This is a genomic window from Ruminococcus flavefaciens AE3010, from assembly GCF_000526795.1.
Lineage (GTDB): Bacteria > Bacillota > Clostridia > Oscillospirales > Ruminococcaceae > Ruminococcus > Ruminococcus flavefaciens_D.
Window position 1 is genome coordinate 2,114,146 of sequence record NZ_JAGT01000001.1, and the last position, 26,083, is coordinate 2,140,228.

Below are 26,083 nucleotides of genomic sequence, written 5' to 3' on the forward strand. Positions count from 1 at the left end.
TACTATATTTTATATGGGGAGAGAGATTTTTGGCAAACGTACTTGAAGTAAAGGAACTCTCCAAGCAGTACTCAAAAGTGCTGGCAGCAGACAAGGTTTCTTTTGAAATTGCCGAGGGCGAGATATTTGCTCTTATCGGTCCCAACGGCGCAGGCAAGACCACTACTATCAGAATGATCTCCACTCTGCTGACGCCAACAGCAGGCGACGCTGTGGTGGCAGGTCACAGTATAATAAAGGCTCCCGACAAGGTAAGGGAAAACATAACCTACCTTCCCGATGAGGCGGGCGCTTACAAGCAGATGACAGGTATCAAGTACCTGCGTTTCATGGCAGGGCTTTTTACATCAGATATAGATAAGCTCAATTCATACGTTGACCGCGCAAAGGAAATATGCGGTCTCGGCGACAGGCTGGGCGACAAGATCGGCAGCTACAGCCGCGGTATGATACGTAAGCTTCTCCTTGCAAGAGCTGTAATGACAAAACCAAAGCTCGCTATCCTTGACGAGCCTACCAGCGGTCTCGACGTTCTAAACGCTATCGAGATACGCAAAATGATAAAAAAGCTTGCAGCAGAAGAGAAGATGTCCTTCCTTCTCTCATCACACAATATGCTCGAGATAGAGTTCGTTTCCGACCGCGTCGGCATCATCTCAAAGGGTCACCTTATGGTGACGGGACGCCCCGACGAGCTCAAGGCACGCTATGAAGCGCCCAACCTCGAGAATGTCTTTGAAAGGGTGGTGAAAGAGAATGAAGTTCATTAACCTGCTCAAGAAAGAGCTCTCGGAGCTCATTAACAAACAGATGATATTCTCCCTCATATTTATGCTGGCTATATTCTTCATTATGGGACATGTCATGGAATCAGCTACCAGCGAGATAGTCGAGGAAGCAAAAAGCACTACGCTTCACATCTGTAATATGGACGATTCCGCTTTCACAGGCGAAATGCTCGATCACTTCAAAGCAAACGGCAATGAGATAAACCTTGTATCCGCTGCTGAAGACGATCTCGCTTCTGCCTTTAAAGCTCAGAAGAAGCTGAAAAGCTTCGTACTGATACCCAAGGGCTTCGGTGAAGCTGTGGAAAAGGGCGAAAAGCCCGAGGTACTCTCCGTAAGCAAGGTCAAGGGTGCGGCAGCATTCAGCAATATGACCTCGGGTCCCGAAAATACCCTGTCCGCAATAACGCTTTACGTCTCACAGAAAATGGCAGACCAGAAGGGCGTTACAAAGGAACAGCTCATGACTATCGAGGATCCTCTGACAGTTACCGAGCATACGGTAGTTGCGGATAAGTCCGCAAAGGTATCCATGGGCTCGATAGTGACCAAGCTTATGATGCAGAATATGATACTTCCGCTCATAGTTGTGATACTCATAATGATGACTTCACAGTCACTTATCGCTTCTATCTCAAACGAAAAGATCGACAAAACTCTGGAAACTCTGTTATCCACACCTGTTTCAAGAGGTTCGGTTATAACAGCAAAAATGCTGGCAGCCGCCATCGTTGCTCTTTTAAACGCAGGCGTAATGATGATCGGCTTCACATCATACACTACGGGTATGATGTCCTCAATGACTTCGGATATCGCGTCGGGCTTGCCAAAGGACGCTTCCGAGCCCGCAGGCACTGCTCTTTCCACCATAATGTCGTCGGGAGACGCCTTAAAGCAGCTGGGACTTCAGCTGGGTGCAGCGGATTACCTGCTCATAGGAGCCCAGCTCTTCATCACCATAATGATATGCCTTGCATTATCGATCATACTGGGAGCTCTGGTCAATGACTCAAAGTCAGCTCAGACCATGATACTCCCTATAGTAATGCTGGTGATGATACCATGGATGATAACCATGTTCACTGATATAAGCTCGCTTCCTACAGCAGCAAAGGCAGTCATCTATGCTATCCCATTTACTCACACATTCACCGCCATGCCAAACCTCATGTTCGGAAATACCACCGCATTCTGGTTGGGCTTCGGCTATCAGATAATTGTATTCGCAGTAGTGATGTTCTTCGCTCTCAAGCTTTTCAAGTCAGACAAGATACTCACTATCTCGCTCAATCTCGGACAGAAGTCCAAGTTCAAAAAATCAAGCAAAACCACCGAGGATTAATCCTCTTCCCTTTCCCCATGAAAAGGCGCAGCAGTTCCCGTGCGGAGCTGCTGCGCCTTTTTATTTCAGTATACGCTGAAAATACAGCAGGACAGCCCTGACCGAGCTGCCCTGCCGTATATTTATGTAAACCAATTTATGCCTTGTACTAACGTATCCCAAGCTCTTCAAGCAGACCGCCTGAAATGAAGTCCCAGATAATGTAGCCGCCCACAAGTGTGAACACGCTCAAAATAAGTCCTGCGATCGCCATTCCTCTGCCGCCCTTGACTATCATACCCACGATACCGAATATGATACCGAGAACTGCAAAGGGAACACCGCCTACCCAGAAGCACAGTCCGCCAACAATAGATAATATACCCATTATCATCGACGTTATGCCGAAGCCCGGCATGCCCAATTCCTTCGGATCGGGAGCAGCATAAGGATTGTTGAACATAGGAGGCGGAGGATAATTGCCCTGAGGATAGTTCTGCGGATAACCGCCGCGCTGAGGGTAGCCGCCGTAATACGGCTGCTGATTGTTCATGTAATTATTGTTCTGCGGATAATTCTGAGGATAACCGCCCTGCTGAGGGTAGCCGTTTTGCTGAGGATACCCGTTATTGTTCTGCGGATATGGATTATTCTGCGGGTAAGGGTTATTCTGCTGATAAGCTCCGTTATTCTGAACTGTCTCGTTATTTTCGCCGTAGTTATTGTTATTCATGCCTGCCCCCTTAAATTATACGAAAAAATACTGAGAATAATATATAATGATATTATATCATAAAAGCGAAAAAATAGCAAGTCAAACAGCAAAAAAATATCCCGAACTCCCGATTTCGGAGCGGTTTCTCCATAAAAGTAAAAAGCTATGCAATAATGCATAGCCTAAACAAATGAAATGAATAAATATAGAAGGGGAATTGGGGGATTACTTAATCCACTTATAATATATCGTCCCAACCTTAAAATAATCTTAAAGTTATCTTAAAATTCCTCAATATTTTATTTTTTCTTGTTTTAATTTATGCTCGGCAGCTGAAAATGCAGAAAAAACAGTATTATTAAGGCTTTTTCTGCCATTAATAGTGATAACCGCCTGACGGCGGTTATCGGGTACACATTATTTCAATGAATATGCAGTCTCCAGAGCTATCTCCATCATGTCACGGAAAGTAGTCTGTCTTTCCTCAGCAGTAGTGGAAAGGCCTTTCAGCGGACAGTCGGAAACTGTCAGGATACAAAGGGCGTTCTTCCCTGCCCTTGCAGCATTCATATAAAGTGCCGCTGCCTCCATTTCGATAGCAAGCACGCCCATTTTCTGCCAGTCGGCAAGGCTGTCGGCATCATCATAAAATGTATCGCTGGACAGGATATTTCCCACATGGAAGCTGCCGCCCTTTGTCTCTGCTGCCTTTACTGCTGCGGAGAGGAGATGCCATGAAGCTGTAGGCGCATATGTGCCGGGGAGTCTGTACTGCGATGCATAGGCTGAATTTGTGCTTGCGCTCATGCCTATGACTACGTCGCGGAGCTGTACATTGTCAGCAACGCCGCCTGCCGTACCTACGCGGATAATGTTCTCCACGCCGTACTGGTTGAAAAGCTCCCATGAATATATTCCTATAGAAGGCATACCCATGCCGCTTCCCTGCACGGACACGGGAACTCCCTTATAGGTACCCGTAAAGCCCAGCATACCTCTGACCTCGTTGTAGCATACAGCGTTTTCAAGGTAATTCTCGGCAATGAATTTTGCTCTCAGGGGGTCTCCAGGCATGAGAACTGTTTTAGCGATATCGCCATTCTTTGCATTGTTGTGTGGTGTCGGCATATTTAGCCCTCCTTTATTTAGTTTAGAGTTGAGAATTGAGAGTTGAATGTCGCACGCAGCGGCATTATCGTTTCAGAAGCTTCTTTGCTGTATCTATGAGCGCCTGATAATTGATGAACATTACCAGCACGAACAGCAGAGATACCCAAAGCATATAAAGCTTAGGCGCTCCTATGATGAGAACGCTCATAAGCAGCAGTGATACGGTGTTCACCAGAGTCTTTATCATATCGAACCTGAACGGCACATAGTATCTTGCGTCTATCATTCTTGCGCCGTAGCAGATGATATAGCTGAGGAATGTTGCAAATGCGGCGCCCTGTATGCCCCATTCGGGTATGAGGAAGTAGTTCATCACGATATTTACCGTGCAGGCTACAAGGGCTGTCCATGAGGAGTTCTTGGGGTGCTTGGTAGCTGAGTATATGCTGCCGAGGAACTGGTTAAGGCTCATAAATACTACTGCCACCACAAGTATGGGAGTATAAATATATACATCAGCATACTCGGAATAGGTCTTTGAAGGTACAATGAACGATGTTATGGGCTTTATTATAAGGAAAAGCGCTGCGGAAGCCATAAAGAGCACGGCTTCATAGGCAGAGTAGACCTTTTCGTAGAATCTGTTGCGGTCAGCGGAGGAGTTCTCCGTTATTGCGGACATGCTCCACGCCTGATAGAATATGGTGGATACCATGGATATAAGGCTGGGTATCTTGTTGGCGTAGTCGTAGATCCCCGCCATACCCGTTCCCAGCTCAACGCGGTCGCTTTTCATATTGTTTATGAAAAGTCTGTCGGAAAGACTGGTAATGGTCCACATTACTATGGTAGGGATAAGAGGTGCGGCAAAATGCATCATTTCCCTGCCCAGCTCCTTGTTGAAATAGCGCAGACCTGCGTATTCATGGAGCTTAGCTGCAATAAACAGGAAAACCGCCGAGCAGGCGTCGGAAAGGATAGCTGCCAGCAGGAAGCCCTTTACTCCCCAGTGATTATGTGAGATGAAAATGAGGTTGAATATCAGCAGAGTAAGTGTGGCGAGGATACCGTCTATGGAAAACAGCTTTACAAGGTCCCTTGCACGGACAAAGTTCTGACAGAGCATTCTCAGGGACGACATGATGACATAGATTATGAGCATCACGGTGAAGCCCTTCATATAGCTCAGCGAGGACATGCGGCTCAGGAACGGCACAGTGATAGCCATGAGCATCATACCTGCTGAGGTTATGACAGCCGAAGTCGAGAACACCTCACGCTTGTCGTACTCCTTATCAAGACCGAAGCGGATAAGGTACTCCTGAAGTGCAAAGGTGAATATAGGCTGCAAAAACAGCAGTGAAAGCTCAAGAAGTCCCTTTATACCAGATTCCGTATCGCTCAGATTCAGGGCATAGAGCCTTGTCAGCAGAAGATTAAGTATTTTCGCACCGAAGCTTCCGATAGCAAAGATCCCCGTATTAAAGACCAGTTTTTTATATTTATTCATTTTTCACACTCCGCATAATATAATACGCTAATATTATAACATGAAATTTTTAATAAATCAACGTCCAAGCAAAAAAAGCTTCCGAAACGGAAGCTTTTTTATTGATATTTTAAGAGATCGGACCAAGTGCAGGAATGAAATTCCTTATTATGAAATACACAAAGAACAATCCTATCACTATCATCCATATCCACGTTTTTCTCGGAAGGATCTTTATATCCTTACCGAATACAGCTGCAAGATTCTCAGCATACAGCAGACACAGCAGCAGTGACAGAAAGGGCATAGTTGCATTGTTCCTTATTGCCGTCCATATATGGCCGTGCAATAAAGCAATACAGCTTCTGGTATTTCCGCAGCCCGTACACCAATAGCCTGTAACCTTATGGAAAGTGCATGGCGGAAGACTCTTTGCCAGTCCGATAACTCTATCTCTGAGCGCAAGAAGGACCAGTGCCATGATGGGCACAGCGATCGCAATTGCTGCTCTCAGACGTTTAGACATTTATTACTTCTTAAAAAAGATAGCTGCCTTATTGGCATTCTCAGCTGCCTTTTCAGCCCAGCTCATAAGTGCTTCGCCCTTAACGAGAATAACGATCATATAACCGAAGCCAAGGAGCGTACCAATTATACCGCATACGAGACCGGCTACTGCCAGACCGTTCTTGCCGTTTTTCTTTATTGATACTGCACCAAAGATAACAGAAAGGATTCCGAGGATACCTCCGGGCCATGTAGTACAGCAGATAACTATTGAAATGATACCGAGTACGAGAGAAGCGATAGCCATACCGTTTGACTTGGGTGTCTGATCCATTGAATTGCTGTATGGATCAAATGCAGGCTGAGCATACGGATCAGCATTTACCTGACCATTGTTCTGGTAATCGTTCTGATTGTTATTATAATTGTTATCCATGATAAAACTCTCCTTTAAATTAAAAATAAATTATACCGTGATCGGTATTTATAAAATAAACGTTTTCGATCCACCGAAAGCATTTATTTCCGCTTTATGAAAATGCAGCTAAACCTAACGGAGCTGAACCTGCTGCAAGAAGAATAAGACCTAAAAGGAACCATGCAATTGCGATTATGCTGCAAACCAGACCTGCAATAGCCATTCCTCTGCCGTCCTCATTCTTTTTGATAGCTATACCACCGAGTGCAAGACCGATAATAGCGCATATGATACCTATCCATCTTGTAAGGATGCAGCAGCCCAGAACAACTGCAACAATACCGAGTACCATTGAAGCGATCGCCTTGCCCTTAGGACCGCCCGCTGATGTAGGAGCGCTTCCGTTGAAAGGAGCATTGTAGGGTGCATTTCCGTTATAAGAATCCCCCATAGGTGCCTGATTGAAATCAGGTGCTGCGTTAGGCTGACCGGCAGTGTCGTTTTGCTGTGTCTCAGGACTTGGTGTCACACTTGGCTGACTGTCAAAGCTGTTCTGCTGTGTCTCAGGATCAGGCGTCAAATTTGGCGGACTGTCGAAGCCATTTGGCTGATCGTTGTTGTAATTGTTATCCATTATTAAAATTCCTCCCTAAAGGTACTATAATACGTAAAGTATAGCACTTTAGTCGATTTTTGTCAATAGAAAAGACAAAAATTATTGGAAAAAGTTATGATGTCATATGAAATTTTTATTTAAAATATTTAAATTGTGATCATAAACGCAGCCCGCAGCAAGCCTTTATTTTCCCCTATAAAGAGAGCGGCACTGCCGCAGTTCAGGCGGCAGTGCCATAAATTAAGGAGGTTGTATTTAAACCAATTTAAGTAGGTTTACATGAATATTATCAGCCCTGCTCGCTGAGAAGCAGAGAAACACGGCTCTGGAGATTCTTGATGATCTCGTCAGATGTTTTTTCACCCTCAAAGAAAGCCTCGGCTTCTTCTATGATGATATTCTGTATCTCAGGATCAAACTCATCTGCAACAACTGTAGCATTGGTGATATAGTCTACCAGCTCATTCTTCTCTTCCTCAGTGAGAGGATCAATATCAACTGCCTTGTTCTTGCTCTGATCGTAGTATGTGTAGTTGTACTCTATCTTCTTGCCGTTTTCGTCTATATAGTAAGGCTTCTTTGTAGCAGCATCAGCCATCTTATCGAACTTGGACTTGATAGTGGAAAGTCCGTTCATATACATCATCTGTGAATCCTCATCCTCTTCATCAGATTCCTTGAAGAATTCCTTGATGAGCTCCCAGCAGGTGTCCTTATCGGAAGAATCCGCAAGGATAGAAAGATTCTCTGACAGTGAGATAACGCCGCCGTTTCCGCCTACTGAAGGCAAGCCGATAAACTTGACCTTGTCGTTGCCGAATCTGCCCTTGAACTGAGAAATGTACATTTCAAAACTATAAATATAAACATTCTCGATGAGCTGCTTATCCTTCATGAAGTTGTCACTGTTGTAGATCTCATTAACAGCATCGTTGTCGTCCCAGTCGATAATATCGTCCTGCTTGGGGAACTTGTTTGCAAAGTCGAGTATCTTCTTGAACTCGGGAGTGTCAAAGCTGCAGGTCCTCTTTTCGTAGTCGATACAGCTGCTGAGAGAGCTGATTATCATCTCGGTAATGGACTCCTTGGAGTCAAGGGCAGTGAGAGATGTTCCCTCGGGCATCTTACTGTATGTATCGATCATCTCGTCGATAGTCCATGTATCCTTATCAAAGTTCTTTTCCTTGATAGCATATGTCTCTACGTTGAATGATGTGGGAATTGAGAGCATCTTGCCGCCGACCTTGCATGCCTCAAGGATATTGGGCATAATGTCGTCGGTATGGATATCGCTGTCCTTTGAGAGATAATCGTTGAGGTCAACGAAAAGTCCCTTGTTTGCCAGATTCTTGATGATAGCCAGATTCTGGCATACTATCATATCGGGAGCGTTGCCTGAAACGATATCCTTTTTGAGCTGCTCTTCTCCCGAGCTTATCCTCTTGTCGTTTTCCATGTCGTATTCATCATACTTGCTGTAATCCACCATCTTGAAGCGAACGCCGTCGTGAGACTTGTTGAAGTCGGATACCATCTGCTTTACGCTCCAGTTATCGTACATAACGCCGATAGTGAGTACCTTTGTATTCTCGATCTCTGAAATGTCACGTTTTGTAAGTCTGTACAGTCCGTAGCTGGCTGTCATGCTGCTGTAATCCTGATACGCAACTACATAATCGCCGTTATCCATGGAGATTATTGAGCTTGCATCGCCGTTTCCAAAGTCGGAATCCAGCCAGTTGATGATCTCAACGCCGCTTCCGTCCTCCTTGACTCCGCAGAGAGCCGTAGAAGTACTCATAAGGAACTTATAATCGCCGTTGCCTCTGAACAGTGTACCTGTATTATCTGAAAGTCCTGCTTTCTTCAGGTCGATAACGTCGCCTGTGGGCTTCATCGTATCAATGTCAAGCATTTTGACAGCGGTATCAGCGTCCTTGAAATAGCCTGCTACACCGACGGTCTTGTCATCAAGCACTGCAACGCTGTCGATATAGGTGGCATCGAGTCCGTCGAGCTCGCCCCCGACCTTTCCGTCAGAGTTTATGATGATAGCATCTGTCTCGCCCATATAAGTCTCGCAGATGATCTTTCCGCCGCCGCATGGGAACATGCGTCCGATGTTAATGTTACCGTCTTCATCTTCATATTCTTCAAGGCCTGTAATATCTGTTTTTGACTTGATATTTCCTTCAAGATCGACTGCATAAAGCTTATAGCTGTATGTTACGTTGCTGTAAAACTCTTCAAAGTCAAAGTTTTCATAATCGAAATTCGGATCCTCGAAATTCGGCTTCTCCTTGTCACCGTAGTCACAGAATGTTGCAAATGCCAGTATCTCGCCGTCAGGGCTGTAGGCTGTATTGAAGTAAACATCATCGCTCTCCTTTATGCCCCAGTCGATATCGATCTGCTCACAGTTCTGGAAATCATTGTCAGAGATATAGAATGTGGGACTATTGCTTCTTCCATCAGCCGAACCGAGAAGTATCCTGTTCTCGTCGATCCTGTCAATGCTCTGGACATCGTCCACATCAGTGTCTATTTCCACTGCCTTGTAGGAAGCTGCCATGAGCTCCTTTGTTGTCTTCGATCTTCCCTCGCTGTCGTTGTCTCTTTTGCCGCATGAAGCTGCCGAGCCGACGATAACTGTTAATGCTGCTGTTAATGCTGTGATTCTGGTCGTAAATGTTTTTTTCATAATAATTCCTCTTTTTTGTTTTTTTATATTTTACTTTCTTTTGTTTGCTCCTGTTTTTCTGTTGCGGAGCTTTCTTTGTTCTCTTCCGTGCTGCGGCTGTTCTTTTTTCTCAGCGATGACATCTTCGCCGATACAAAGCTTACCGCAGCCTTTCCGAGCTCTTTTTTCTTTCGCGTAAACGTCCTGTATGCCATGATTATCAGCCATATCAGCGTTATAAGCGGTATAGCAAGGAGAAGCCTGCGCCCTCCGTAGATGAATGAAAGCTTGAATTCCACCATTCTTGAAGCATTCTCCCAGAACGGATAGACTATCTTGTCCTTACGGACAACGCTGTCCTCAAGCCGTTTCAGAGCCTTGACCCTCTTGTCGGGTACAAATCGCTCCTTGTTGTCGACTATGCTTATCTGCCCCCTGTATAGTTCGCTGAGATCCTCTTTTGCAAAGTTATAAAGGAAATTCTCAACAGGCTCGGGACTGATAAATTCGTAGCAGGTGATCTTTCTGAACCCGGCTTTATCTCCGCCGCCCTCTTCGGGACCGCTGCCGAATACAAGCTCTGCTGCATAGTATGATATATACGCCATGGGAGTACTGCTGATACAGCGCTCCTCGGCATCAGTTCGGGGCAGTTCAATGACTCCCGAAATATATAGCTTAACGTTGTTTATGTATATGCTGCTGCCTGCCACATTGTCCGTGCCGTACAGATTCCATGCAAGCTGTCGGTCAACGACCACTCCGTCCTGCATAAGATCGTCGTCAGAGAAAAATGCGCCGCTGACAAGATCGAAGCTCCTGAACAGGAAGAAATCTCCTCCCGCCACGGTAATCTCTGCTTCCGAGCGCTTTCCGATATCGCCAGTTACCGTGACCTTTCCCGCCGAAGCGCTGTATGCGTCGGGGACAAGCTTCTGTGTCTCCTTAGGCTCTATGGCAGCCTCTTTAAGCTTGCCCATCAGTCTTGACTTGACGCCTGCTGCCTCATTCCTGTCAAAGCCTGCGTCCTCGCTGAAAAAGCAGCTCACCTGTGAGTAATCTCCCTTGCTGCCGTTTTTCCAGCGGTCATGGGCGTAGTTGTAACGCTGTGACCTTGCAGCGCTGCTCCCCGCTGCCGTGAGTATCAGCGCTCCTGCAACTGCGGCGGCATTCACCGCGGCGATGACCGCATAAACAGGTCTGAATCTTTTTTTCATAAGGTGCACCGCCTTATTTATCCTTCATGCGTACCTGATCTCCCGGATGGAGAGGCTTGCTTGCTGCGGTGATAACGAAGTCGCCTCTGCTGATGTCTCCCGAAACTGCACAGGAGACCTCGTCCTTTGCTTCTTCGTTGACGGTAACTCTTTCAGCATAATAGCGGTTGCCAAGAGGAGTGCTCTTCTGACGGACTACAAGCACGTAGCTGCTGCCGTTGTCGGGAACAACTGCGCTTTTCGGGACTATGGCATCATATGTTCCGCTTCCGAGCGGAATGGAAAGATCAAGAGTGTCTCCCGATTCAACATTGCCTGTTACCGTGAAAATAAGGGACTTTTTCTTTGCTCCCGCACTCGGATCGCTTTTGATCTCGCTGAGAACGGCTTCCACATCGCCGTCGTAATTGTTCATGACCTCGGCAATGGCGCCTTTCTTGACTTTTTTGAGCTTGTCGGCGTCAACGGTGAGCTTTACGGTATAGCCCTCGGAAACAAGATCGATAACGGCAAGGGGCGAATTCTCAACGGTAGTCTCATCGACCTTTATGTTAATGGCGCTTACAACGCCGTCGTACTTTGATCTTATCTCGGTAGCCTTATCGTCTTTTTTCAGCTTTTCATATTTTTCCTTTTTTCTTTCCATGTCCTTTTTAAGGGACTCAAGATTGAGAGCATTCTGCTGTTCCTTTATGGAATCGCTCTTCTTTGTCTTGTTGAGCTCGATGATCTTCTTTTCAAGGGCATTCTGCTTTTCAATAACGCTTGCGGCAAGAGACTCATAGGTGTCTTTACCTGCTTCCTCTGTAATCGAGTCGGTGTAAGCCTCTATCTCGCCCTTGAGCCTTGCAGCTTCCTCCGAGACCTCGCTGAGACGTGAGTTGAGCTCGCTGCGCTTGCTGCTCTTTGCACTGATGTAAGCGTCCTTTGCAGAATCTCTTACTGCCTGCTTGGCGTCAGCCTCTGCCTTTGTGATCTCAACATTTGCGTTTGCAGTGAGAGCCTCTACATAGAGATCGTGGGCTGTCTTGTACTCCTCCTCGGCAGCTGCATAAACACTGTAAAGAGTCGGAAGGTCTCCGATGAATTCGGGGTCAGCCTCCTCATACATATCAGAAGTGATATTCTGGACAGCCGTATCAAGCTTTGTCTGTAAAGCGGAAACTCTTGAATACTCAGCCTTGTTGGACTTGTTTTTCTCCTTTTCCGCAGCTAATATTCCTTCATTGTTCCTTGCGGCGTCCCGCTTTGCGATGAGAGCATTTATCTCATCACGTGCAGCATTTATTTCCCGATTGTCCTCGGAATAATCAAGTGGCTCCTTCAGGAGAGCTGTTTCGTAATCCAGCTTTGCCTTGTCGTAATCCGATTCAGCAAGCTCAAGGGCTTCATTTCCCACAGCGTTTACTGTAAAGAGGACGTCGTCCTTGTGGACCTCCTGTCCCGACTTTATATGTACCTTTTCCACCACTCTGTTGGCTTCCGCCTTTACCTCATACGCCTGATTCGACTCAACAGTGCCCTGTGACCTGATGCGTTCAGTGAGCTTTCCCGAAGTAACCGACTCAGTGGAGATCTCGGGGAGCGCCTTGTTCATTATGGTATTTGAAAAGAATGTGAGCACCAGCATCAGCGCCAGAAATATTATGATAAGCGTCTTTATGAGCTCACGTCTTTTGGCAGGCGACTTTGCTTCTTTTTCTCCGCGCTCTGCCTGTATATCCTGAATTTCTTTTGTTTCGTTCATATTATTACTCCTTTGAGAGATGACTTTTCTGCATCAGCCCTTGATTCCGCCCGAATAGGTTATTCCCTCTATGAGGTAATCCTCACCGTAGAGGAACATCAGCACCGTCGGTATCATGTATACGACTCCTACCGCAAACGCCAGACCTATATCGCCTGTGCTTATCTGTGAAAGGAATACGGAAAGGGGGTGAAGCGTAGATTCTTTCATAAGTACAAGGGGCTGTTCCACCATGTTCCAGTAATCTATGAATACCAGCATGGCAATGGATACTATAGCTCCCTTGCAAAGTGGGATATATATTTTGGTAAGTATCTTGAATTCTCCTGCGCCGTCAAGCTTTGCCGCCTCAACAAATGAGACAGGTATGCGCCGCATTACCTTTGTCAGCAGGAATATACTGAAAGGCGAGAATACAGCAGGAAGTATTATGGAAAGTCTGGTATCCAACAGTCCGAACTTATCCGCAACGAGATAATTGGGAACAAGAGTTACCTGATAGGGCATTATCATAAGTATGATATATGCAAAGAAGATGATACCCTTGAATTTATTGGGATACCTTGAGAATCCGTATGACGTGAGTATCGCCACAGCCATCTGGAACACTGTTATAGGAACTGTCAGCCATACCGAGTTCCAGAACTTCATGAGATAGTCGGAATTCTGAATGAGGACTGCCTTGTACTGGTCAAATGTCACCTTGTCGGGAATGAATTTAAGGTTTACATTACTGGAGATAAAGGTCTTTTTGTCCTCGGTCATATTCGACAGCATAGCGCCGTAATTGGCGTTTATCTCATTTGAAGTCATAAAGGAGTTTGCAAGCGTCAGCACCGTGGGCATAATAAACAGTACAGCCGCCATGAATATAAATACAAATACTAAGGAATTGATTATTTTTCTTCGGCTTTTCACCGATATTCTTTTCAGCTTCATCAGTTCTCCACGTCCTTTCCGAAGATGTCCTCGGCAATGAGGAGAACTGCCATTATCACTATCATAACAAGGGCAAACAGCACCGCTGCTGCCGAGAGCTTCTGATAGTCAAGGCTGTTGAACGTATTGTTCATGAAGTGCTGGAGCATATAAAGCGAATCGTTGGGATAATTTCCCGTCAGGAGGTATACCTCACGGAATATCTTGAATGAATTTATCATGGAAAGTATCAGCACGAACAGGATAGTCGGCGAAAGATACCTGAGCTTTATATGTACGAATTTATAGAAGCTTCCCGCACCCTCAAGGTCAGCCACCTCAATGATGTCCTTTGGTATTGCACACAGCGCCGACATGAAGAGTATCATGTTGTAGCCTAAGTTTTTCCATAGGAACATACATATTATAACCAGCTGTCCCGATGAGGATTTCAGCCAGTCAACTGAGTGTCCGCCCATTGCCTCAACTATCTGATTGACCGTTCCGTGATTGTGGAAGAGTACCTGCCACACAAGAACTACAGAAGCAGTGGGGACCATCAGAGGACTCAGGAAGAATGTTCTGAATATGCTCTTGCCGGGGATATTGCGCTCCAGAAGCATCGCAAGCCCCAGAGACAGTATAACCGAAAGCGGTACCGCTACAAGTGAGAAAAACGCAGTGTTCTTAACAGCCTTTGTAAAAGCTGAATTGCTGAACAGCTTGATGTAATTTTCGATCCCGACAAAATCCTTCAGAACAGGATTGTTGATCAGTGAGTAGTATATTACTATGCAGAACGGAACAAGGAAGAATATCATTACTCCCATAAGGCTCGGCAGCACGCACACATTGCTGAATATCCTCTCACCTTTTCTTCCGCACTGATCCTTTGTCTTATTTCTCATTTTAACACAACCTTACAAAAAATCTTATGCTGATCTATATCTTTATTTCGTCCTCGCTTTTGGCTGCTCTATATATAAGTGTTTTTCCAAGCCGTAAAAGACGAAGCCGAGAAATATTTTTTTAATTTAACTTTTAGTATGTATCAATTGGCTGTATAAAACATTCCACACTAATAACACAACCGAAGTATGTCATTTTGTGCATTGATAAAAAATATTTTCGTATTCTGTTACACATTTAAAATAATACAACATTGACAAAGCCTTGTCAATAGAATGAGCAGCAGTTCTTCACATTCAGGGAATATTTCTGCATAATTGCAAATAAAGACCTGTATTTCGGGATTTTTTTAGTAAAAAGCAATGTATGCGGACAGCTCTTTTCCGCCGCTCCCCTTATTACATTCATATCATACTACACAAACGTGACATTAACGTGACTTTTAAATTACAAATCCGTCACTTTATTAGAAATTATAAATGCATATTCTTATTTTTAAACTGCGGAAAATCTTAATTCTTTCTTAATAATGCAGAAGCCCGAACTGAATATACCATACTCTTCTATTATATTAGACGTTAGACAATAACGTTTTGTGACATGATTTTTTATAAAAAATCATGTTTTACAATATCAATCGGCATTTTGTCTTTCATAAAGTTTGACAGGTCGATTTTTTTAGTAAATGTGACTTTTTTTCAAAAGTGGTATTGACAATCAGCTCTGATTATGATACAATATTTCATGTTGAAACGCCGTGCGGGTGTAGTTCAATGGTAGAATTCCAGCCTTCCAAGCTGGTTACGTGGGTTCGATTCCCATCACCCGCTCCATTCTCTTAGCAGCTTTTGCTGCTAAAGTTTTCTGTGCGCCTTTAACTCAGCTGGATAGAGTAACTGCCTTCTAAGCAGTAAGCCGCTGGTTCGAATCCAGCAAGGCGCGCCATTCCGAAACTCTCCGTTACTTGACTCCATCTAATGGAGAGCTTCGTTTTTATTTATTGAATATGGTGGGTGTAGCTTAGCTGGTTAAAGCGTCGGATTGTGGTCCCGAAGACCGTGGGTTCGAATCCCATCTCCCACCCTCATGAAATAGGCACTTTCGAGAAATCGGAAGTGCTTTTTTCGTTTTTTTCCTACAGTTTTCCTACACTTTTTGACGATACTTGCAAAATCAGCTGCATATCAATGTCATAAAAAAAGAAATGAAAAGTTCTATCTTTCATCGGGCTGATAACTCTTCTGCCGCGCGATTAATGTTAAAACGTAAAACTATAAGTCCCCGCACTCGCGGGGACTCTCTGTATCATTTTCCATAAGTTTTGAATCTATCATGGTACTAAGCTAAATCAGAATTTAGAAGTTCCCTTTCTCGTCTTCCTGTAAAAAACAAATCCGTCCTCTTCTTTTATGATTTGATACCCTAATTTTTCGTAAAAAGCGTTTGTCCGTACATTCCAGCTTGGAGTGTCCAGATTAAATTCTTCGGCAAATGGGTAGTACTTTTCTATGCACTCCATTAAATGAGTTCCATAACCTTTTCTATGATAGATGCTGTCAATAAAAATTCTGCCAATGTACACGGTATTTTTTGTTTCGTCCGAGAATATGACGGCTGCTCCCACAATATCTTTTCCTATCATTGCCTGATACAAATGCCCCTCTCGAGCCATTTGTTTATGCCATTCTACTGAATCATATTCAGGCGGACAGTCGCCTTTTGTTCCGCCAACATTTACGTCTGTTTCAAATGCTCTGACAGACATGTCTACAATTGTTTTTACCTGTTTTTCTTCTACTATGACAATATTCATTCTACTTCCTCGATCTTCTTACAAACTCCGATTTATCACAGTTCCCTGCTTACTATCCATATTATACACTGCACTGTCGCCAAAAGTCAAGAATACTGCTATGAGAAGTGATAAGCAAGCATGTATAACATAAGCAGGTACTCCCGATATAGGAACACCTGCTCTTCGTTTATTAGTCACTGCTATCACCGAATAGGTCTGTGAAGCAGCTTGTAATATAGTCCATTTCATTCTTTTTATCTGAATCATCGGTATGACTGTACACGTTAAAAGTCGTGAGAAAGTCACTGTGCCCGGCATAGTCCTGTATCTGCTTCATCGAGAACGCATTATTATTTGCGAGAAGGCTGATACAAGAGTGCCTGAGTTCATGGAACCTGATATGAGGGAGCTCATTTTCATCAAGGAGCTTAGTAAACTGATGCGTTATACTGTCCGGCGTTATTAACGCACCTACAGGGTTAACGCACAGGAAATCCTTATACTCATTTGTCTCCCTCATCATAGTCTCCTGCTTTACTTTAAGAGCTTTAAGATAGTTATAAAGTGCATCGTTGATCGTAAAGCTTCTCTCGCTGCTTTCAGTCTTGAGGAAGTATTTCAGAATAATATCCTTCGGCTTAAGGCTATTGGTGTGACCTATGACCTTATAGGTCCCATGCGGAAGTATGCTGGAATCGCCCATAATAACGCTCTGCTTTATATGCAGCAGTCTTTTATTGAAATCGACGTTATCCCAGGTTATACCGACTATCTCAGACCTTCTGAGTCCGAGTACCATAGCAAGTACTACAGGTGTTTCTATGTATGAGCCTTTAGCCGCATGAGCAAGGATATTAAGCTGCGCTGCATTGTAGTAGCAGCCTTCCTTCTTGACCTTCGACGGCCTGTCAACAACCCTCATAGGGTTCTTAATGATAAAATCGTTCTTCTCAGCATATCTGAATGCAGGACCTATAAGACTTAGAAGCTTATGTACAGTCTTTGGGCTCAACCCCTGATTCAACTTATACTCATTAAACACTTCTATATCTCTTGCCTTCATATCCTTCAATGGCTTCCCGTTCTTAAAGTATGGCGTTATATGCTTATTTATAGCCGAAACATAGTCATTATACGTTGTCGGAGATATCTTCGTCTTATTGCTTTCAAGACAGTACTTTACACATTTATCTAACGTCCACGTCGAAAAATCGTTATCAACGATACCGTCAAATCTCGCAACTATCTCTTTGGCCTTTGCATCAGCAAGCTTCTTATTAATCTCTCTGCCGTACTTATCATAGGCCTTTATGCCGGTAGATAACTGCTTGCGTCTTTTCTTGCCTTTAGCATCTGCGACATAAAAGTTGACATGCCACAGACCTTTATTTGTGTGAAGCTTATAATCCATAATTTATACCCTCCTAAAAATCCGGCTGCCGTTCATCGCAGCAGCCGTGATTATGATATTAACTTTCCATCGAATGCTTATTGAGGTATTCGATAATGTAAAGCTTCGGTATCTTGTGCGTGCTGCCTATTCTGATAGACGGTATGTCGCCCTTAAGCAGTTCAAACGCTTTGTTTCTGCCTATGTGAAGCATTTTCATCATCTGCTTCGTAGAAACAATATCAGGATACTCTTTAAATGTATTCTCTGCTGTTAACATCTTTTTCTCCTTTCTGAGCAGGGCACTTGACCTGCTTACTATAGTTACATATATTATCAACCAAGACTGAATCATCTCAGTTGTTTTACCACATTGATTTCTGTGGATTATATTAGTTCATATGGTTAATGTAAGCTTGGAATCTTCTCAAATTCGCAATATATTCAATATACTTATTTATCACATAAACTATTGGTTCTTCCCCTACGGTAGCCATGAGATTATCCAACTTCTCGATAGTCAAAGTATGTGCTGAATTATCATAGGATTTCAATGTATTCATATGGATCTTCAGGCCGGAAGCAAAATCTTCATCGGAAATTCCTTTTTTATGCTGCCATTCCCTCAGCCATATCCAACCTGCTTTTGAAAGCGGTGGTGGGTTAATGCTATACATAGTAATCTCTCCTTTCAGAGCCGAGCTTGACTTGATATGGTAATTATTAGGCAAATACCTCCATTAGTATGGGAATGGGGAAGTACCAAAACGAGCTTTGAGTTTATCTATCTCGTCAAAATTCAAATACTCATCTTTATAAACCGCACTTTTGATATTATAATCAAATAATCTGTTATAATCGTTATCACTGCATTCAGGGAAACGTTTGATATTATTGCAGTACTTGTCATACTTGCAATTCAAAAAATCTTTAAACGGCATAATAGCAACACATACACCGTTGCAGCATGTTGAATAAACGAGCTTGACAATTTCTATTATTCTATATGGATTAGCACAGCGAATAACTTCCCTAACCCAAAACACATCCGTTAACTTTTTAATAAATTTTTCCCCACTCTTTAAGCAATAACCCATTTCAAGTATCTTTTCGCCAACCTCTATGGAATAAGTACTAATCTCTATTGGTGGCTCAGACTTAACATTATTGGTTTTTTCATATTTGTTGATTTTATTACATTTTAACTCTGACATAATTTTTTCTCCTTCTGCTTGACCTGTATGGTCATTTAGCATATAATTATTGTATACGGTGCGCCCACGAAGGGCGCAACCAGTATTAACTTATTTTATACCGTACTCCTTCTGGAACTTTCCATAGAGAGGTGTGTCGATGAACTTGATAGCCTTTGCGTGAATAACGATAGGCTCGTTCACCCCGTCAATTTTATTGTACAACTCAGCGCAGAGTATAATATCACCGATACCCATAGAACCGAAGCCAGCGTTAGCTGCGTTCTTATATCCAAGCTCGACAGCTATACGCTCGAGGGATTTAGCAGGTCGGAAGAAAATCTTGATACCTGCCTCCTTAACTACGTCGATAGCGCGACTGCCGATTGAGATATATTCCGTAGTCATACCTATGAACTTGGTGTTGAACTTTCTTCCTTGGGTCAATATAGTATGTAGTGGACTGCCTTCAGCAAAACACTGGTCTTTGATCTCGTCCACAACTATTGACAGCGGAGCTGTATCATGGTCTCGTTGCCACTCAAAAGCCGATGCTATCAATGCATCGAGTAATGAGTGTTCTTTATCACCTGATTCGTTCCCCAAGTATAGAACCGGAATCTTTTTTGTTTTTTCAAAGAATTCTGCCCAGCCTTGCTCCTCGAACCCTATCTTGTCAATGTCGTCAAGCGTAGAACTGATAAGGCTGAACACATGATTGCCGACCTTACCGCCTCTTTTAAGCGCGTTACGGAGCATTTCGGTTGAAACTGAAGTAATATTTGGATACCTCTTCAGCATATCCGAAATTACGCCAGTAAGGGATCTTGTTTCGTCCTTATCGAGTTTACCCGCAATAGCCTTAATAAAGCTGACAATGCGGCGCTTCCTAGCCGGAAGGCCGGAACAGTCTCCAATGAGCAAAAGATTTACAGGTATTTTTCTTTTGCCGTCAGCAACTTCGATAAACTCGAATAGAGCATCGACGACCTCTGGGGGAAGTGCTCTGATAACTTCATCACGAGTGAATGAGTCACTTACGTCACAAACGAGCATCCTGCTCCCGAGCATCGCCAATAATGGTAATAAATTTGTTGCGCAGAAGGACTTGCCTTTTCCGCTCTGTCCTGTGATAAAGATATGATCGTTGGACTTATTCCCAAATGATATATCCTTACCAACATATCTGCCATCTGCTGTTATACCCAGCGGAAGTAACTCGTTCTGTCCAAGCTCACTATAGTCGAGAAGGAACTTCTGATAATCGGCAAGTTCAAGCCTCTTACGATTTTCTGCATTGATAAGTTTCTTGCTTACGCCGTAAGTATACAGCATATACGATTCCCCATCGGAATTCTGAACATGAAACCTGTAACACTTGCTATTGTGATCATTGATATTAAGGCAATCGCTTGCTTTTATTGCATCCGTAAGTGTGTTGACGCTATTAAGCTTTAACTTACTGCGAGCAAGCTCTCCTATTATGTCCGTATCGAAATAGACGTAGTCATCGTCAACGATGACCGAGTTGTTTCCTTGATTGATAACGATAAACTTCGTCCGCTTTATGAAATTAAAGCGTCCGCTGCTAATCTCCTCATTCAGACAGTTGCCTAGAAGAGTAAGTAGTAACTCATCGTTACTTGAACCAACCTCGTTGTATGTACTAAGGATATCTACCAGCCTCGACTCTGTTCCTTCGTCGAAGAATACGCCAAAATATTCATCATATGTTCGTAGGGCAGCTACGAGTATATAGTAAGCGTTTCTGCGTTGAGCAGGAATCATATACGGAGTCTTCTTAGAGACTTCTTCGATATTCGCATTAAAAATCTCGATAAACTCACAAAATTCCTTCTGTATTCTTTCGATGAGCTTGGCGTCGTGGGACTCCAATACCTCTGTCAGGACTGCCTGACTGATATCATAGTTACCATCATAACCTGAGAAATCAATACACAGATCCGGACGCATCTGAGCAAATGCGTAATCTGATACGATCACTGGTATCTGACAGAAACCAGAATTGCTGTTGAGCGCCCTACGCTGAAGAACATCTATTGCTTCCTCACGTTTTTTTGATTCATCTGCCTTTGTATCATCAACAACAAGCAGAACTGCATCATTCAGCAGCCTGCTTGCATGTTCGATATTCTTGGCCCTGCTCAGTGAGAGTACTGAACCGTGACCGTAACTTACGTTATCAAACATTGCAGCCCACAATGAACTGTCAGCCATATCAGTAGTTTTGAAATTAATGATCTGATTGAACGAAACGCCATACTCTCCCACAAATGTAAGCATATAGCTTGATTCACGGATTAGGAATGGAACTTTAAGATCAGGCCAAGTGTTGAATATCTCATTAAACGCTCTGTCCCAACCATGTTCCTTTTTAAATAGAGCTTTTCTGATTTTCGGTGTTTCACGTCCAGCGATGCTCTCTGGGATCATCTTTTGTAGCACCGTTGGGTATTTCATGCGAGATTCCCAAAATACACTGATTTCAGAGACCAGACACCATCCTTGCTTAGCTCCTACCTCAATTGGTTCTGCTTCCTCTGCTTTCTCAATAATCAGAGTCTCGACCAACTTCTCGCAAAGTTCATCCTTACTCTTGCTGCCTTGAGGCGGAACGTTGAGCCTTTCACTTACCTTGTGCTTGTCGAATAGTACATATGAAATGAAATCCTCGGTAGTGTCGGACATTGTGGTATGATAATACTTTATAATGTATCCTATTTTCGTCCCAGCTTGAATAACTTGTTGTGAATAAGATACGCTGATTTCTAGAAGTGGAATAGTTTTCGTAACTTTTCCGTTGAACACTTTCATCCAACCGTGTTGAGTTCCGAGCGAGTTTGAGAAAAACAGATCAAACTCCACTCCGTACTCCTGAGCCGATTTATGAATCAACTCATCAAAACTTTTGAAGCCAAATCTTGTTATCCCGAAAACTTTTGCGCCTTTGGGAGTATCTGCTTGGATTACCTCAGGCGGATGTTGTTGCTGCTGAGGCAGCATTCTTTCGACAGGCATATTGCATTGCCCCTTTCGTATTTTTATTTCAGTAACCGCAGAAGTAGGTGAATTTTTTCAATGGTCACAAATACCAGCTGGTTTGGAGCCGATTTGGGGCTTTTGTGACGTTCAATATTTTTTTCACCTGCTTCTAACAGCATCTGAGATTTTTTTGGACTTTTGGTCCTTACTTGTATTATACTTCAGGGCAAATATTATACAATTCAAAATGGATTATATTATATTTTATATTTTTTGAAAGGAAGTGAGATGGTTATGGATAAGCCTTTTGGCAAGTTTATTAACTTAATCTATATAGAAGGATATTTTTATGGTGGGGACTTTAATATGGAGAAATTCACAGCTAAGCCGTTTTTTGTTTTAAACTTATTAAAAGGAAGCGTTAAAGAGCCTAATAGCATTATATTTTCAATGCAAACTATAAATGGATATATCGGCGGTGACCCATTTGGCTCAGTTGTTAAAGCACTCTATGATGCTGAATATAATAAGGAGCTATTAGTAAAATACATTGAAAGACTATATGAAACAAAGCATAAGGACACAAAGACTTATCGAGACAGATATAACGGTAAGAGTTATAAAGAAGCATTACATGAAAAAGTCAAAGTAGAATTTCCTGACGTTACATTTGATAATATGTCTAATATCTTGGCTGAATGGTTTCATGATATACTTGGAATGGATAAAAATCAAGAACATGTCAATATTAAGAACAAAGACAAAACCGATCCCGCTCAAGTTACTTATTCTTATACAATTTCCGAATCTGAAAAGAAAGAAGTAAAGAATATTTGCAATTTAATTGACGAAAGTATTAAAAAGCTTCATAAAATAGGAGTAGCTATAAATGGTATACGTTCAACCAAGAATAATTATGACAACGAGCTTAAATGGCGACTTGGTCTTCGGGAATGTTTAATTGAACAAATAAAATTGTATAACAACGAATACGATATTTGTATTCAGGAATGCTCAGCTCTTGTTAGTTTGCTAAAAACTAAAGTTCGAATTAAGACTTGCATAAAAGCATTATATGATATTGCTAACGATATAGTCGATAACAAATATATTGCTTCGCAAAAAGATTTTAAGCTTGAAGAATTCAATACTATGATGAAGAAATTTCAAGATAATCTCAATCTTTTACTTGAGTGCATAGATGAATTATAATTAGCAAGAATTTCTCTTCATTCAGACTGAAATAGTATAAGCTTAGCGAGCCTCCGTTCGGAGGCTCATTAATGTTTCACATGACCAAGGTCTAATGACATACGCAAAATCTGTTTCCCAGAAATGGTTTTTGCGCTTTTGCAATATTGCAAATAAAAACGACACCCTATTGAAATATGATTGGAGCCGGGACCTGTCCCGGCTCTGTCTCATTTATATTTATTTTCTTTCGTACTCTTTGAGCCTGCGGTAAAAGGTGTTGGCACGCAGGCCCATCTCTTTCTGAAACCATACTGCTGTAATAGCGCCCGCCTTCCACTGCTCGTAAAGTTGACTGAACTTTATCCAGTCTATAGGTTGAGGCTGCCGACCTTTATACTTTCCCTGTGCCTTAGCAATAGCAATACCCTCGCGTTGGCGCTGTAAAGTCTGCTCACGTTCAAGCTCTGAAAGTGCTGCAAATATAGACAGTACGAATCGCCCTTGCGGAGTGTCTGTGTCGATATTCTCTTTGGCACTGACAAGAGTTACGCCTTTGCGCTGCAATACATCTATAATGTTTAGCAGGTCTCTGGTCGATCTTCCGAGCCTGCTGATACTCTCAATGTATAGAGTATCTCCCTCGCGAACATACTCCAGCATAGCTTTCAGTTCGGGACGGTCAGCATTCTTGCCTGATATCTTCTCAGCAAAGACACGTTCTACTTGGTACTGCTCCATCAACGCTTCTTGTCGTGCGGTCTCCTGATGTTCCGTTGATACACGGATATATCCTATTCTGCCCATCAGAACACACCACCATAGCAGCTTTCATACAAATCTTCGCCACACATATATTTTACATCTCTGAGTGCTTCTCGGAGCAGGCTTGGCTCCATGAGCATATCCTCCACCTCATCACAGGTGTAGCCGTACTCCAAAAGGAGCTCAACGTCTTCGCTGTCAACGCCATAGCAGCCACAATATGCCAAAAGGATTTCCTCATGCATATTAAAGTATGAAGAGTCATCATAATCGTACCAGCTCATATACTTGGATCTATATATTTTAGGCTCGTATCGTGAGCGTGTGATTTTACCGTTTCTGTCAATACACAGAATATCGCCTTCTTCGGTATCAATACGCTTTGACTCAAACTTATGAAGTCCCAACTGCTTCAGAGCCTTCTTCATGATGCTTTCAGTACTTGCGTATACATACAGACCTATTGTCTCAAAATGGAGCAGGTACATCGGGTTGCTTCCTTTTATAATGTATAGGCTATTGTACTGGTCAAGGACAGTAAAAGTGAAGTTACCCTCCACCGTTTCAGCCATGTACTTGAGGCTGTCGAAGTCGAGTTTGCCTTGTTTCTCTATCAACTGTACGCCGATATAGCTGTCCGTATTTATATATGTATTGGGAATTACTCCGTCCTTGCGCAGATCTCTGTCGTTCCAGAGTACGCCATTATGTGCAAAGGCAAACTCTGTATCAGCATGACCTGCGAAGGGATGGTTATTGTAATTTTGCTTCTTATCGCCCTGGGTAGCTAACCGCGTATGTCCCATAACAGCTTTCGTTTCGGCAGGAGCGTTGAAGTGCAGTTTATGAGCTGGCTTAGGTCGCTTGAATATAGTGACCTTACCGTCATGAATATAACTGATACCTGCTGCATCTGTTCCTCTCTCTTCCGCAGCATTTGCCAGAGCCTGGGTAAGCTTCTTGAGTACCCTATACGGAACGATTCCTTTATAATCGAGCCATCCAAATAATGCGCACATATCAATTATCCTCCTTATCATCATCACAACCGATACCGTCAATAGCACCGCCTGCGAAAAGTATTGTAGCGATAACACCGACCGTCTTTAGCACGTCCTTTATATCTTTCTCGGTATCTTCGTCCATACCGAATAAATCTGATAATAAGCCCATTTTACATATCCTCCTGTGTTTCGATTTCTTCATTGATATAGAGTCTGCGCTCTTTCAGATACTGTATCAGCTCAGGTTCTTTCACTGTATCAACGAACTCTGACCATGACATTTGTGCTATACCTTCATCAGTTAAGCTGATAGCGAGATCGCAGATAGCGTTTACAAGCTCAAGCGCTGCAATAAGAGTGTTATACTTGAGCGTGCCTCTGAAAAGTCTGAACTCGATTGTGGTGTAATTCATTAAGTTCACAGCTGCATATCTGCCATTATTACCCTTTTTAGCCTTATCGAGAATTTCACGACCTGTCTTTTCAAAGCCATATCGCGCAGCCCAGCGGTTCATACTGTACTCACTGCGGCGACTGAACTTAAGCATCTCGTTCCAATGATGTTCGATGAAGTATAAGATACGTGCTATAACCTCATCCTGCGCTTCACGACTATCGCCTAGACAGGAGCGATTGACATGAACGTGAAGTCCACAGGTGCTTGTCTGATGTGAGCGATATCCCAAGTATATAGCCTTTTTCATGATATCTTCCCACTGAAACTGCTTATGAAAATCAAGGCTCATGGGGTGAGTTACAAGCTCCATACCATCGTCCAATGAGCCGTCACCTTTGATGTATATGTGTTCTTGATCTCTGTTGGCAATAACAAGCAATTCGTCGGCATTGTCACTGTCCTTGCCTGCTCCGTCAATCTCCAGTTCTACGCCGAAATACCGCTTGGAATCACCGTAAAAGATAGGCTCAGGCTTGTAACCGTAATCATGGATAGAGCGGTTCTTATCGACTTCATCGTGATAGCATTCCGAGCAATAATCGTAACCGTCAAGATGATAAGCATCATCTTCGTGTAATAGCGCATCACAGCAGCTGCATCGGGTGTAGTGATTGTGATAGCAATGACTACAAAGCGTTGTGTAGTCGTCTCCGTAGCTTTCACTGGTCCAGATTATAGCTCCACACCTATCGCAGGTTGTGGTATGCTGTTCAACGCAATCGGTACATACTACCTCTCCATCAATAGTTTCGTAGTCCTCGTCATCGCCTATGACTGCTCCGCAGTGAGAGCAATACAAGACATTTTCGTTCTTTTCATCCATTGTAAAAACCTCCGTAAACAAAATGAA

Annotated in this window: 24 protein-coding genes and 3 tRNA genes; 6 read left to right on the forward strand and 21 right to left on the reverse strand. The window is 43.2% G+C overall.

Features of this window, described 5'->3' with window-relative positions; genetic code table 11:
* The first annotated feature begins 29 nt into the window (after positions 1 to 29).
* Both N774_RS0109195 and N774_RS0109200 read left to right on the forward strand, forming a co-directional pair.
* Complete coding sequence (locus N774_RS0109195) at positions 30 to 770, forward strand: ABC transporter ATP-binding protein (RefSeq protein ID WP_024860959.1); 741 nt, start codon at positions 30 to 32, stop codon at positions 768 to 770.
* Positions 757 to 2,130, forward strand: a complete 1,374-nt coding sequence (locus N774_RS0109200; protein ID WP_024860960.1) for an ABC transporter permease — start codon at positions 757 to 759, stop codon at positions 2,128 to 2,130. Before N774_RS0109195 ends, N774_RS0109200 begins: the two co-directional genes overlap by 14 nt.
* Positions 2,131 to 2,278: 148 nt before the next feature.
* Here the strand turns inward: N774_RS0109200 and N774_RS0109205 are convergent, their stop codons facing one another.
* From N774_RS0109205 to N774_RS0109255, 11 genes are all read right to left on the reverse strand, one after another.
* Entirely contained in the window at positions 2,279 to 2,842 is a 564-nt protein-coding gene (locus N774_RS0109205; RefSeq protein ID WP_024860961.1) for a DUF4190 domain-containing protein, read from the reverse strand.
* 399 nt (positions 2,843 to 3,241) lie between these two features.
* Positions 3,242 to 3,952 carry a purine-nucleoside phosphorylase gene (gene deoD, locus N774_RS0109210; RefSeq protein WP_024860962.1) on the reverse strand — a complete coding sequence of 237 codons (711 nt, stop codon included), beginning with the start codon at positions 3,950 to 3,952 and terminating at the stop codon, positions 3,242 to 3,244.
* A gap of 64 nt (positions 3,953 to 4,016) precedes the next feature.
* Positions 4,017 to 5,444 carry a lipopolysaccharide biosynthesis protein gene (locus N774_RS0109215; RefSeq protein WP_024860963.1) on the reverse strand — a complete coding sequence of 476 codons (1,428 nt, stop codon included), beginning with the start codon at positions 5,442 to 5,444 and terminating at the stop codon, positions 4,017 to 4,019.
* A gap of 109 nt (positions 5,445 to 5,553) precedes the next feature.
* Complete coding sequence (locus N774_RS0109220) at positions 5,554 to 5,949, reverse strand: DUF2752 domain-containing protein (protein WP_024860964.1); 396 nt, start codon at positions 5,947 to 5,949, stop codon at positions 5,554 to 5,556.
* Positions 5,950 to 5,952: 3 nt separating this feature from the next.
* A complete protein-coding gene (locus N774_RS19470; RefSeq protein WP_024860965.1) occupies positions 5,953 to 6,366 on the reverse strand; it encodes a DUF4190 domain-containing protein in 414 nt (137 codons plus the stop codon).
* Positions 6,367 to 6,460: 94 nt separating this feature from the next.
* On the reverse strand, positions 6,461 to 6,982 hold the full coding sequence (locus N774_RS19810; RefSeq protein WP_024860966.1) for a DUF4190 domain-containing protein: 522 nt from the start codon (positions 6,980 to 6,982) through the stop codon (positions 6,461 to 6,463).
* A gap of 271 nt (positions 6,983 to 7,253) precedes the next feature.
* Positions 7,254 to 9,665 carry an ABC transporter substrate-binding protein gene (locus tag N774_RS0109235; protein WP_024860967.1) on the reverse strand — a complete coding sequence of 804 codons (2,412 nt, stop codon included), beginning with the start codon at positions 9,663 to 9,665 and terminating at the stop codon, positions 7,254 to 7,256.
* 23 nt (positions 9,666 to 9,688) lie between these two features.
* The gene (locus N774_RS0109240) at positions 9,689 to 10,861 is read right to left on the reverse strand and encodes an ABC transporter permease (RefSeq protein WP_024860968.1); all 1,173 of its coding nucleotides are present in this window, start codon (positions 10,859 to 10,861) and stop codon (positions 9,689 to 9,691) included.
* Between the two features lie 13 nt (positions 10,862 to 10,874).
* Positions 10,875 to 12,608, reverse strand: a complete 1,734-nt coding sequence (locus tag N774_RS0109245) for a biotin/lipoyl-binding protein (protein ID WP_024860969.1) — start codon at positions 12,606 to 12,608, stop codon at positions 10,875 to 10,877.
* Between the two features lie 33 nt (positions 12,609 to 12,641).
* Entirely contained in the window at positions 12,642 to 13,547 is a 906-nt protein-coding gene (locus N774_RS0109250; RefSeq protein WP_024860970.1) for a carbohydrate ABC transporter permease, read from the reverse strand.
* Complete coding sequence (locus N774_RS0109255) at positions 13,547 to 14,434, reverse strand: carbohydrate ABC transporter permease (RefSeq protein ID WP_024860971.1); 888 nt, start codon at positions 14,432 to 14,434, stop codon at positions 13,547 to 13,549. Before N774_RS0109255 ends, N774_RS0109250 begins: the two co-directional genes overlap by 1 nt.
* Positions 14,435 to 15,194: 760 nt before the next feature.
* Between N774_RS0109255 and N774_RS0109260 the strand changes: the two genes are divergently transcribed.
* The 3 genes from N774_RS0109260 (at position 15,195) to N774_RS0109270 (ending at position 15,519) form a co-directional block, all read left to right on the forward strand.
* A tRNA-Gly gene (locus N774_RS0109260) sits at positions 15,195 to 15,268 on the forward strand.
* Between the two features lie 35 nt (positions 15,269 to 15,303).
* A tRNA-Arg gene (locus tag N774_RS0109265) sits at positions 15,304 to 15,380 on the forward strand.
* A 63-nt stretch (positions 15,381 to 15,443) separates the two neighbouring features.
* Positions 15,444 to 15,519: transfer RNA gene (locus tag N774_RS0109270), tRNA-His, on the forward strand.
* A gap of 264 nt (positions 15,520 to 15,783) precedes the next feature.
* Here the strand turns inward: N774_RS0109270 and N774_RS0109275 are convergent.
* The 6 genes from N774_RS0109275 to N774_RS0109300 all read right to left on the reverse strand — a co-directional run bounded on the left by N774_RS0109275 (position 15,784) and on the right by N774_RS0109300 (position 21,852).
* Positions 15,784 to 16,248 carry a GNAT family N-acetyltransferase gene (locus tag N774_RS0109275; RefSeq protein WP_024860972.1) on the reverse strand — a complete coding sequence of 155 codons (465 nt, stop codon included), beginning with the start codon at positions 16,246 to 16,248 and terminating at the stop codon, positions 15,784 to 15,786.
* A 172-nt stretch (positions 16,249 to 16,420) separates the two neighbouring features.
* Positions 16,421 to 17,641 carry a tyrosine-type recombinase/integrase gene (locus N774_RS0109280; RefSeq protein ID WP_024860973.1) on the reverse strand — a complete coding sequence of 407 codons (1,221 nt, stop codon included), beginning with the start codon at positions 17,639 to 17,641 and terminating at the stop codon, positions 16,421 to 16,423.
* A 58-nt stretch (positions 17,642 to 17,699) separates the two neighbouring features.
* Positions 17,700 to 17,900, reverse strand: coding sequence for a helix-turn-helix domain-containing protein (locus N774_RS0109285; protein ID WP_024860974.1), 201 nt, complete (start codon positions 17,898 to 17,900; stop codon positions 17,700 to 17,702).
* Between the two features lie 112 nt (positions 17,901 to 18,012).
* Complete coding sequence (locus N774_RS0109290) at positions 18,013 to 18,297, reverse strand: hypothetical protein (protein ID WP_024860975.1); 285 nt, start codon at positions 18,295 to 18,297, stop codon at positions 18,013 to 18,015.
* Positions 18,298 to 18,360: 63 nt separating this feature from the next.
* Positions 18,361 to 18,834 (reverse strand): hypothetical protein, encoded by a 474-nt coding sequence (locus N774_RS0109295; protein WP_024860976.1) that lies wholly within the window; start codon positions 18,832 to 18,834, stop codon positions 18,361 to 18,363.
* Between the two features lie 90 nt (positions 18,835 to 18,924).
* Complete coding sequence (locus tag N774_RS0109300) at positions 18,925 to 21,852, reverse strand: hypothetical protein (RefSeq protein ID WP_024860977.1); 2,928 nt, start codon at positions 21,850 to 21,852, stop codon at positions 18,925 to 18,927.
* A 237-nt stretch (positions 21,853 to 22,089) separates the two neighbouring features.
* Between N774_RS0109300 and N774_RS0109305 the strand changes: the two genes are divergently transcribed.
* Entirely contained in the window at positions 22,090 to 23,028 is a 939-nt protein-coding gene (locus N774_RS0109305; RefSeq protein WP_207640552.1) for a hypothetical protein, read from the forward strand.
* A 219-nt stretch (positions 23,029 to 23,247) separates the two neighbouring features.
* On the opposite strand, the gene N774_RS0109310 is transcribed toward N774_RS0109305, so the two are convergent.
* The 4 genes from N774_RS0109310 to N774_RS0109325 are packed head-to-tail and all read right to left on the reverse strand — an operon-like array spanning position 23,248 to position 26,056.
* Complete coding sequence (locus N774_RS0109310) at positions 23,248 to 23,814, reverse strand: recombinase family protein (protein WP_024860979.1); 567 nt, start codon at positions 23,812 to 23,814, stop codon at positions 23,248 to 23,250.
* The gene (locus N774_RS0109315) at positions 23,814 to 24,791 is read right to left on the reverse strand and encodes a class II glutamine amidotransferase (RefSeq protein WP_024860980.1); all 978 of its coding nucleotides are present in this window, start codon (positions 24,789 to 24,791) and stop codon (positions 23,814 to 23,816) included. The genes N774_RS0109310 and N774_RS0109315 overlap by 1 nt, the downstream gene beginning before the upstream one ends.
* 1 nt (position 24,792) lies before the next feature.
* The gene (locus N774_RS19185; RefSeq protein WP_155250384.1) at positions 24,793 to 24,945 is read right to left on the reverse strand and encodes a hypothetical protein; all 153 of its coding nucleotides are present in this window, start codon (positions 24,943 to 24,945) and stop codon (positions 24,793 to 24,795) included.
* A gap of 1 nt (position 24,946) precedes the next feature.
* On the reverse strand, positions 24,947 to 26,056 hold the full coding sequence (locus tag N774_RS0109325; protein ID WP_024860981.1) for an amidoligase family protein: 1,110 nt from the start codon (positions 26,054 to 26,056) through the stop codon (positions 24,947 to 24,949).
* Positions 26,057 to 26,083: the final 27 nt, after the last annotated feature.

Excerpts from the sequence above, each read along its gene's own strand:
- N774_RS0109200 (WP_024860960.1), top strand. The coding sequence starts at position 757 with ATGAAGTTCATTAACCTGCTCAAGAAAGAGCTCTCGGAGCTCATTAAC.
- N774_RS0109205 (WP_024860961.1), bottom strand. The coding sequence starts at position 2,842 with ATGAATAACAATAACTACGGCGAAAATAACGAGACAGTTCAGAATAAC.
- deoD (WP_024860962.1), bottom strand. The coding sequence starts at position 3,952 with ATGCCGACACCACACAACAATGCAAAGAATGGCGATATCGCTAAAACA.
- N774_RS0109215 (WP_024860963.1), bottom strand. The coding sequence starts at position 5,444 with ATGAATAAATATAAAAAACTGGTCTTTAATACGGGGATCTTTGCTATC.
- N774_RS0109220 (WP_024860964.1), bottom strand. The coding sequence starts at position 5,949 with ATGTCTAAACGTCTGAGAGCAGCAATTGCGATCGCTGTGCCCATCATG.
- N774_RS19470 (WP_024860965.1), bottom strand. The coding sequence starts at position 6,366 with ATGGATAACAATTATAATAACAATCAGAACGATTACCAGAACAATGGT.
- N774_RS19810 (WP_024860966.1), bottom strand. The coding sequence starts at position 6,982 with ATGGATAACAATTACAACAACGATCAGCCAAATGGCTTCGACAGTCCG.
- N774_RS0109235 (WP_024860967.1), bottom strand. The coding sequence starts at position 9,665 with ATGAAAAAAACATTTACGACCAGAATCACAGCATTAACAGCAGCATTA.
- N774_RS0109240 (WP_024860968.1), bottom strand. The coding sequence starts at position 10,861 with ATGAAAAAAAGATTCAGACCTGTTTATGCGGTCATCGCCGCGGTGAAT.
- N774_RS0109245 (WP_024860969.1), bottom strand. The coding sequence starts at position 12,608 with ATGAACGAAACAAAAGAAATTCAGGATATACAGGCAGAGCGCGGAGAA.
- N774_RS0109250 (WP_024860970.1), bottom strand. The coding sequence starts at position 13,547 with ATGAAGCTGAAAAGAATATCGGTGAAAAGCCGAAGAAAAATAATCAAT.
- N774_RS0109255 (WP_024860971.1), bottom strand. The coding sequence starts at position 14,434 with ATGAGAAATAAGACAAAGGATCAGTGCGGAAGAAAAGGTGAGAGGATA.
- N774_RS0109275 (WP_024860972.1), bottom strand. The coding sequence starts at position 16,248 with ATGAATATTGTCATAGTAGAAGAAAAACAGGTAAAAACAATTGTAGAC.
- N774_RS0109280 (WP_024860973.1), bottom strand. The coding sequence starts at position 17,641 with ATGGATTATAAGCTTCACACAAATAAAGGTCTGTGGCATGTCAACTTT.
- N774_RS0109285 (WP_024860974.1), bottom strand. The coding sequence starts at position 17,900 with ATGTTAACAGCAGAGAATACATTTAAAGAGTATCCTGATATTGTTTCT.
- N774_RS0109290 (WP_024860975.1), bottom strand. The coding sequence starts at position 18,297 with ATGTATAGCATTAACCCACCACCGCTTTCAAAAGCAGGTTGGATATGG.
- N774_RS0109295 (WP_024860976.1), bottom strand. The coding sequence starts at position 18,834 with ATGTCAGAGTTAAAATGTAATAAAATCAACAAATATGAAAAAACCAAT.
- N774_RS0109300 (WP_024860977.1), bottom strand. The coding sequence starts at position 21,852 with ATGCCTGTCGAAAGAATGCTGCCTCAGCAGCAACAACATCCGCCTGAG.
- N774_RS0109310 (WP_024860979.1), bottom strand. The coding sequence starts at position 23,814 with ATGGGCAGAATAGGATATATCCGTGTATCAACGGAACATCAGGAGACC.
- N774_RS0109315 (WP_024860980.1), bottom strand. The coding sequence starts at position 24,791 with ATGTGCGCATTATTTGGATGGCTCGATTATAAAGGAATCGTTCCGTAT.
- N774_RS19185 (WP_155250384.1), bottom strand. The coding sequence starts at position 24,945 with ATGGGCTTATTATCAGATTTATTCGGTATGGACGAAGATACCGAGAAA.
- N774_RS0109325 (WP_024860981.1), bottom strand. The coding sequence starts at position 26,056 with ATGGATGAAAAGAACGAAAATGTCTTGTATTGCTCTCACTGCGGAGCA.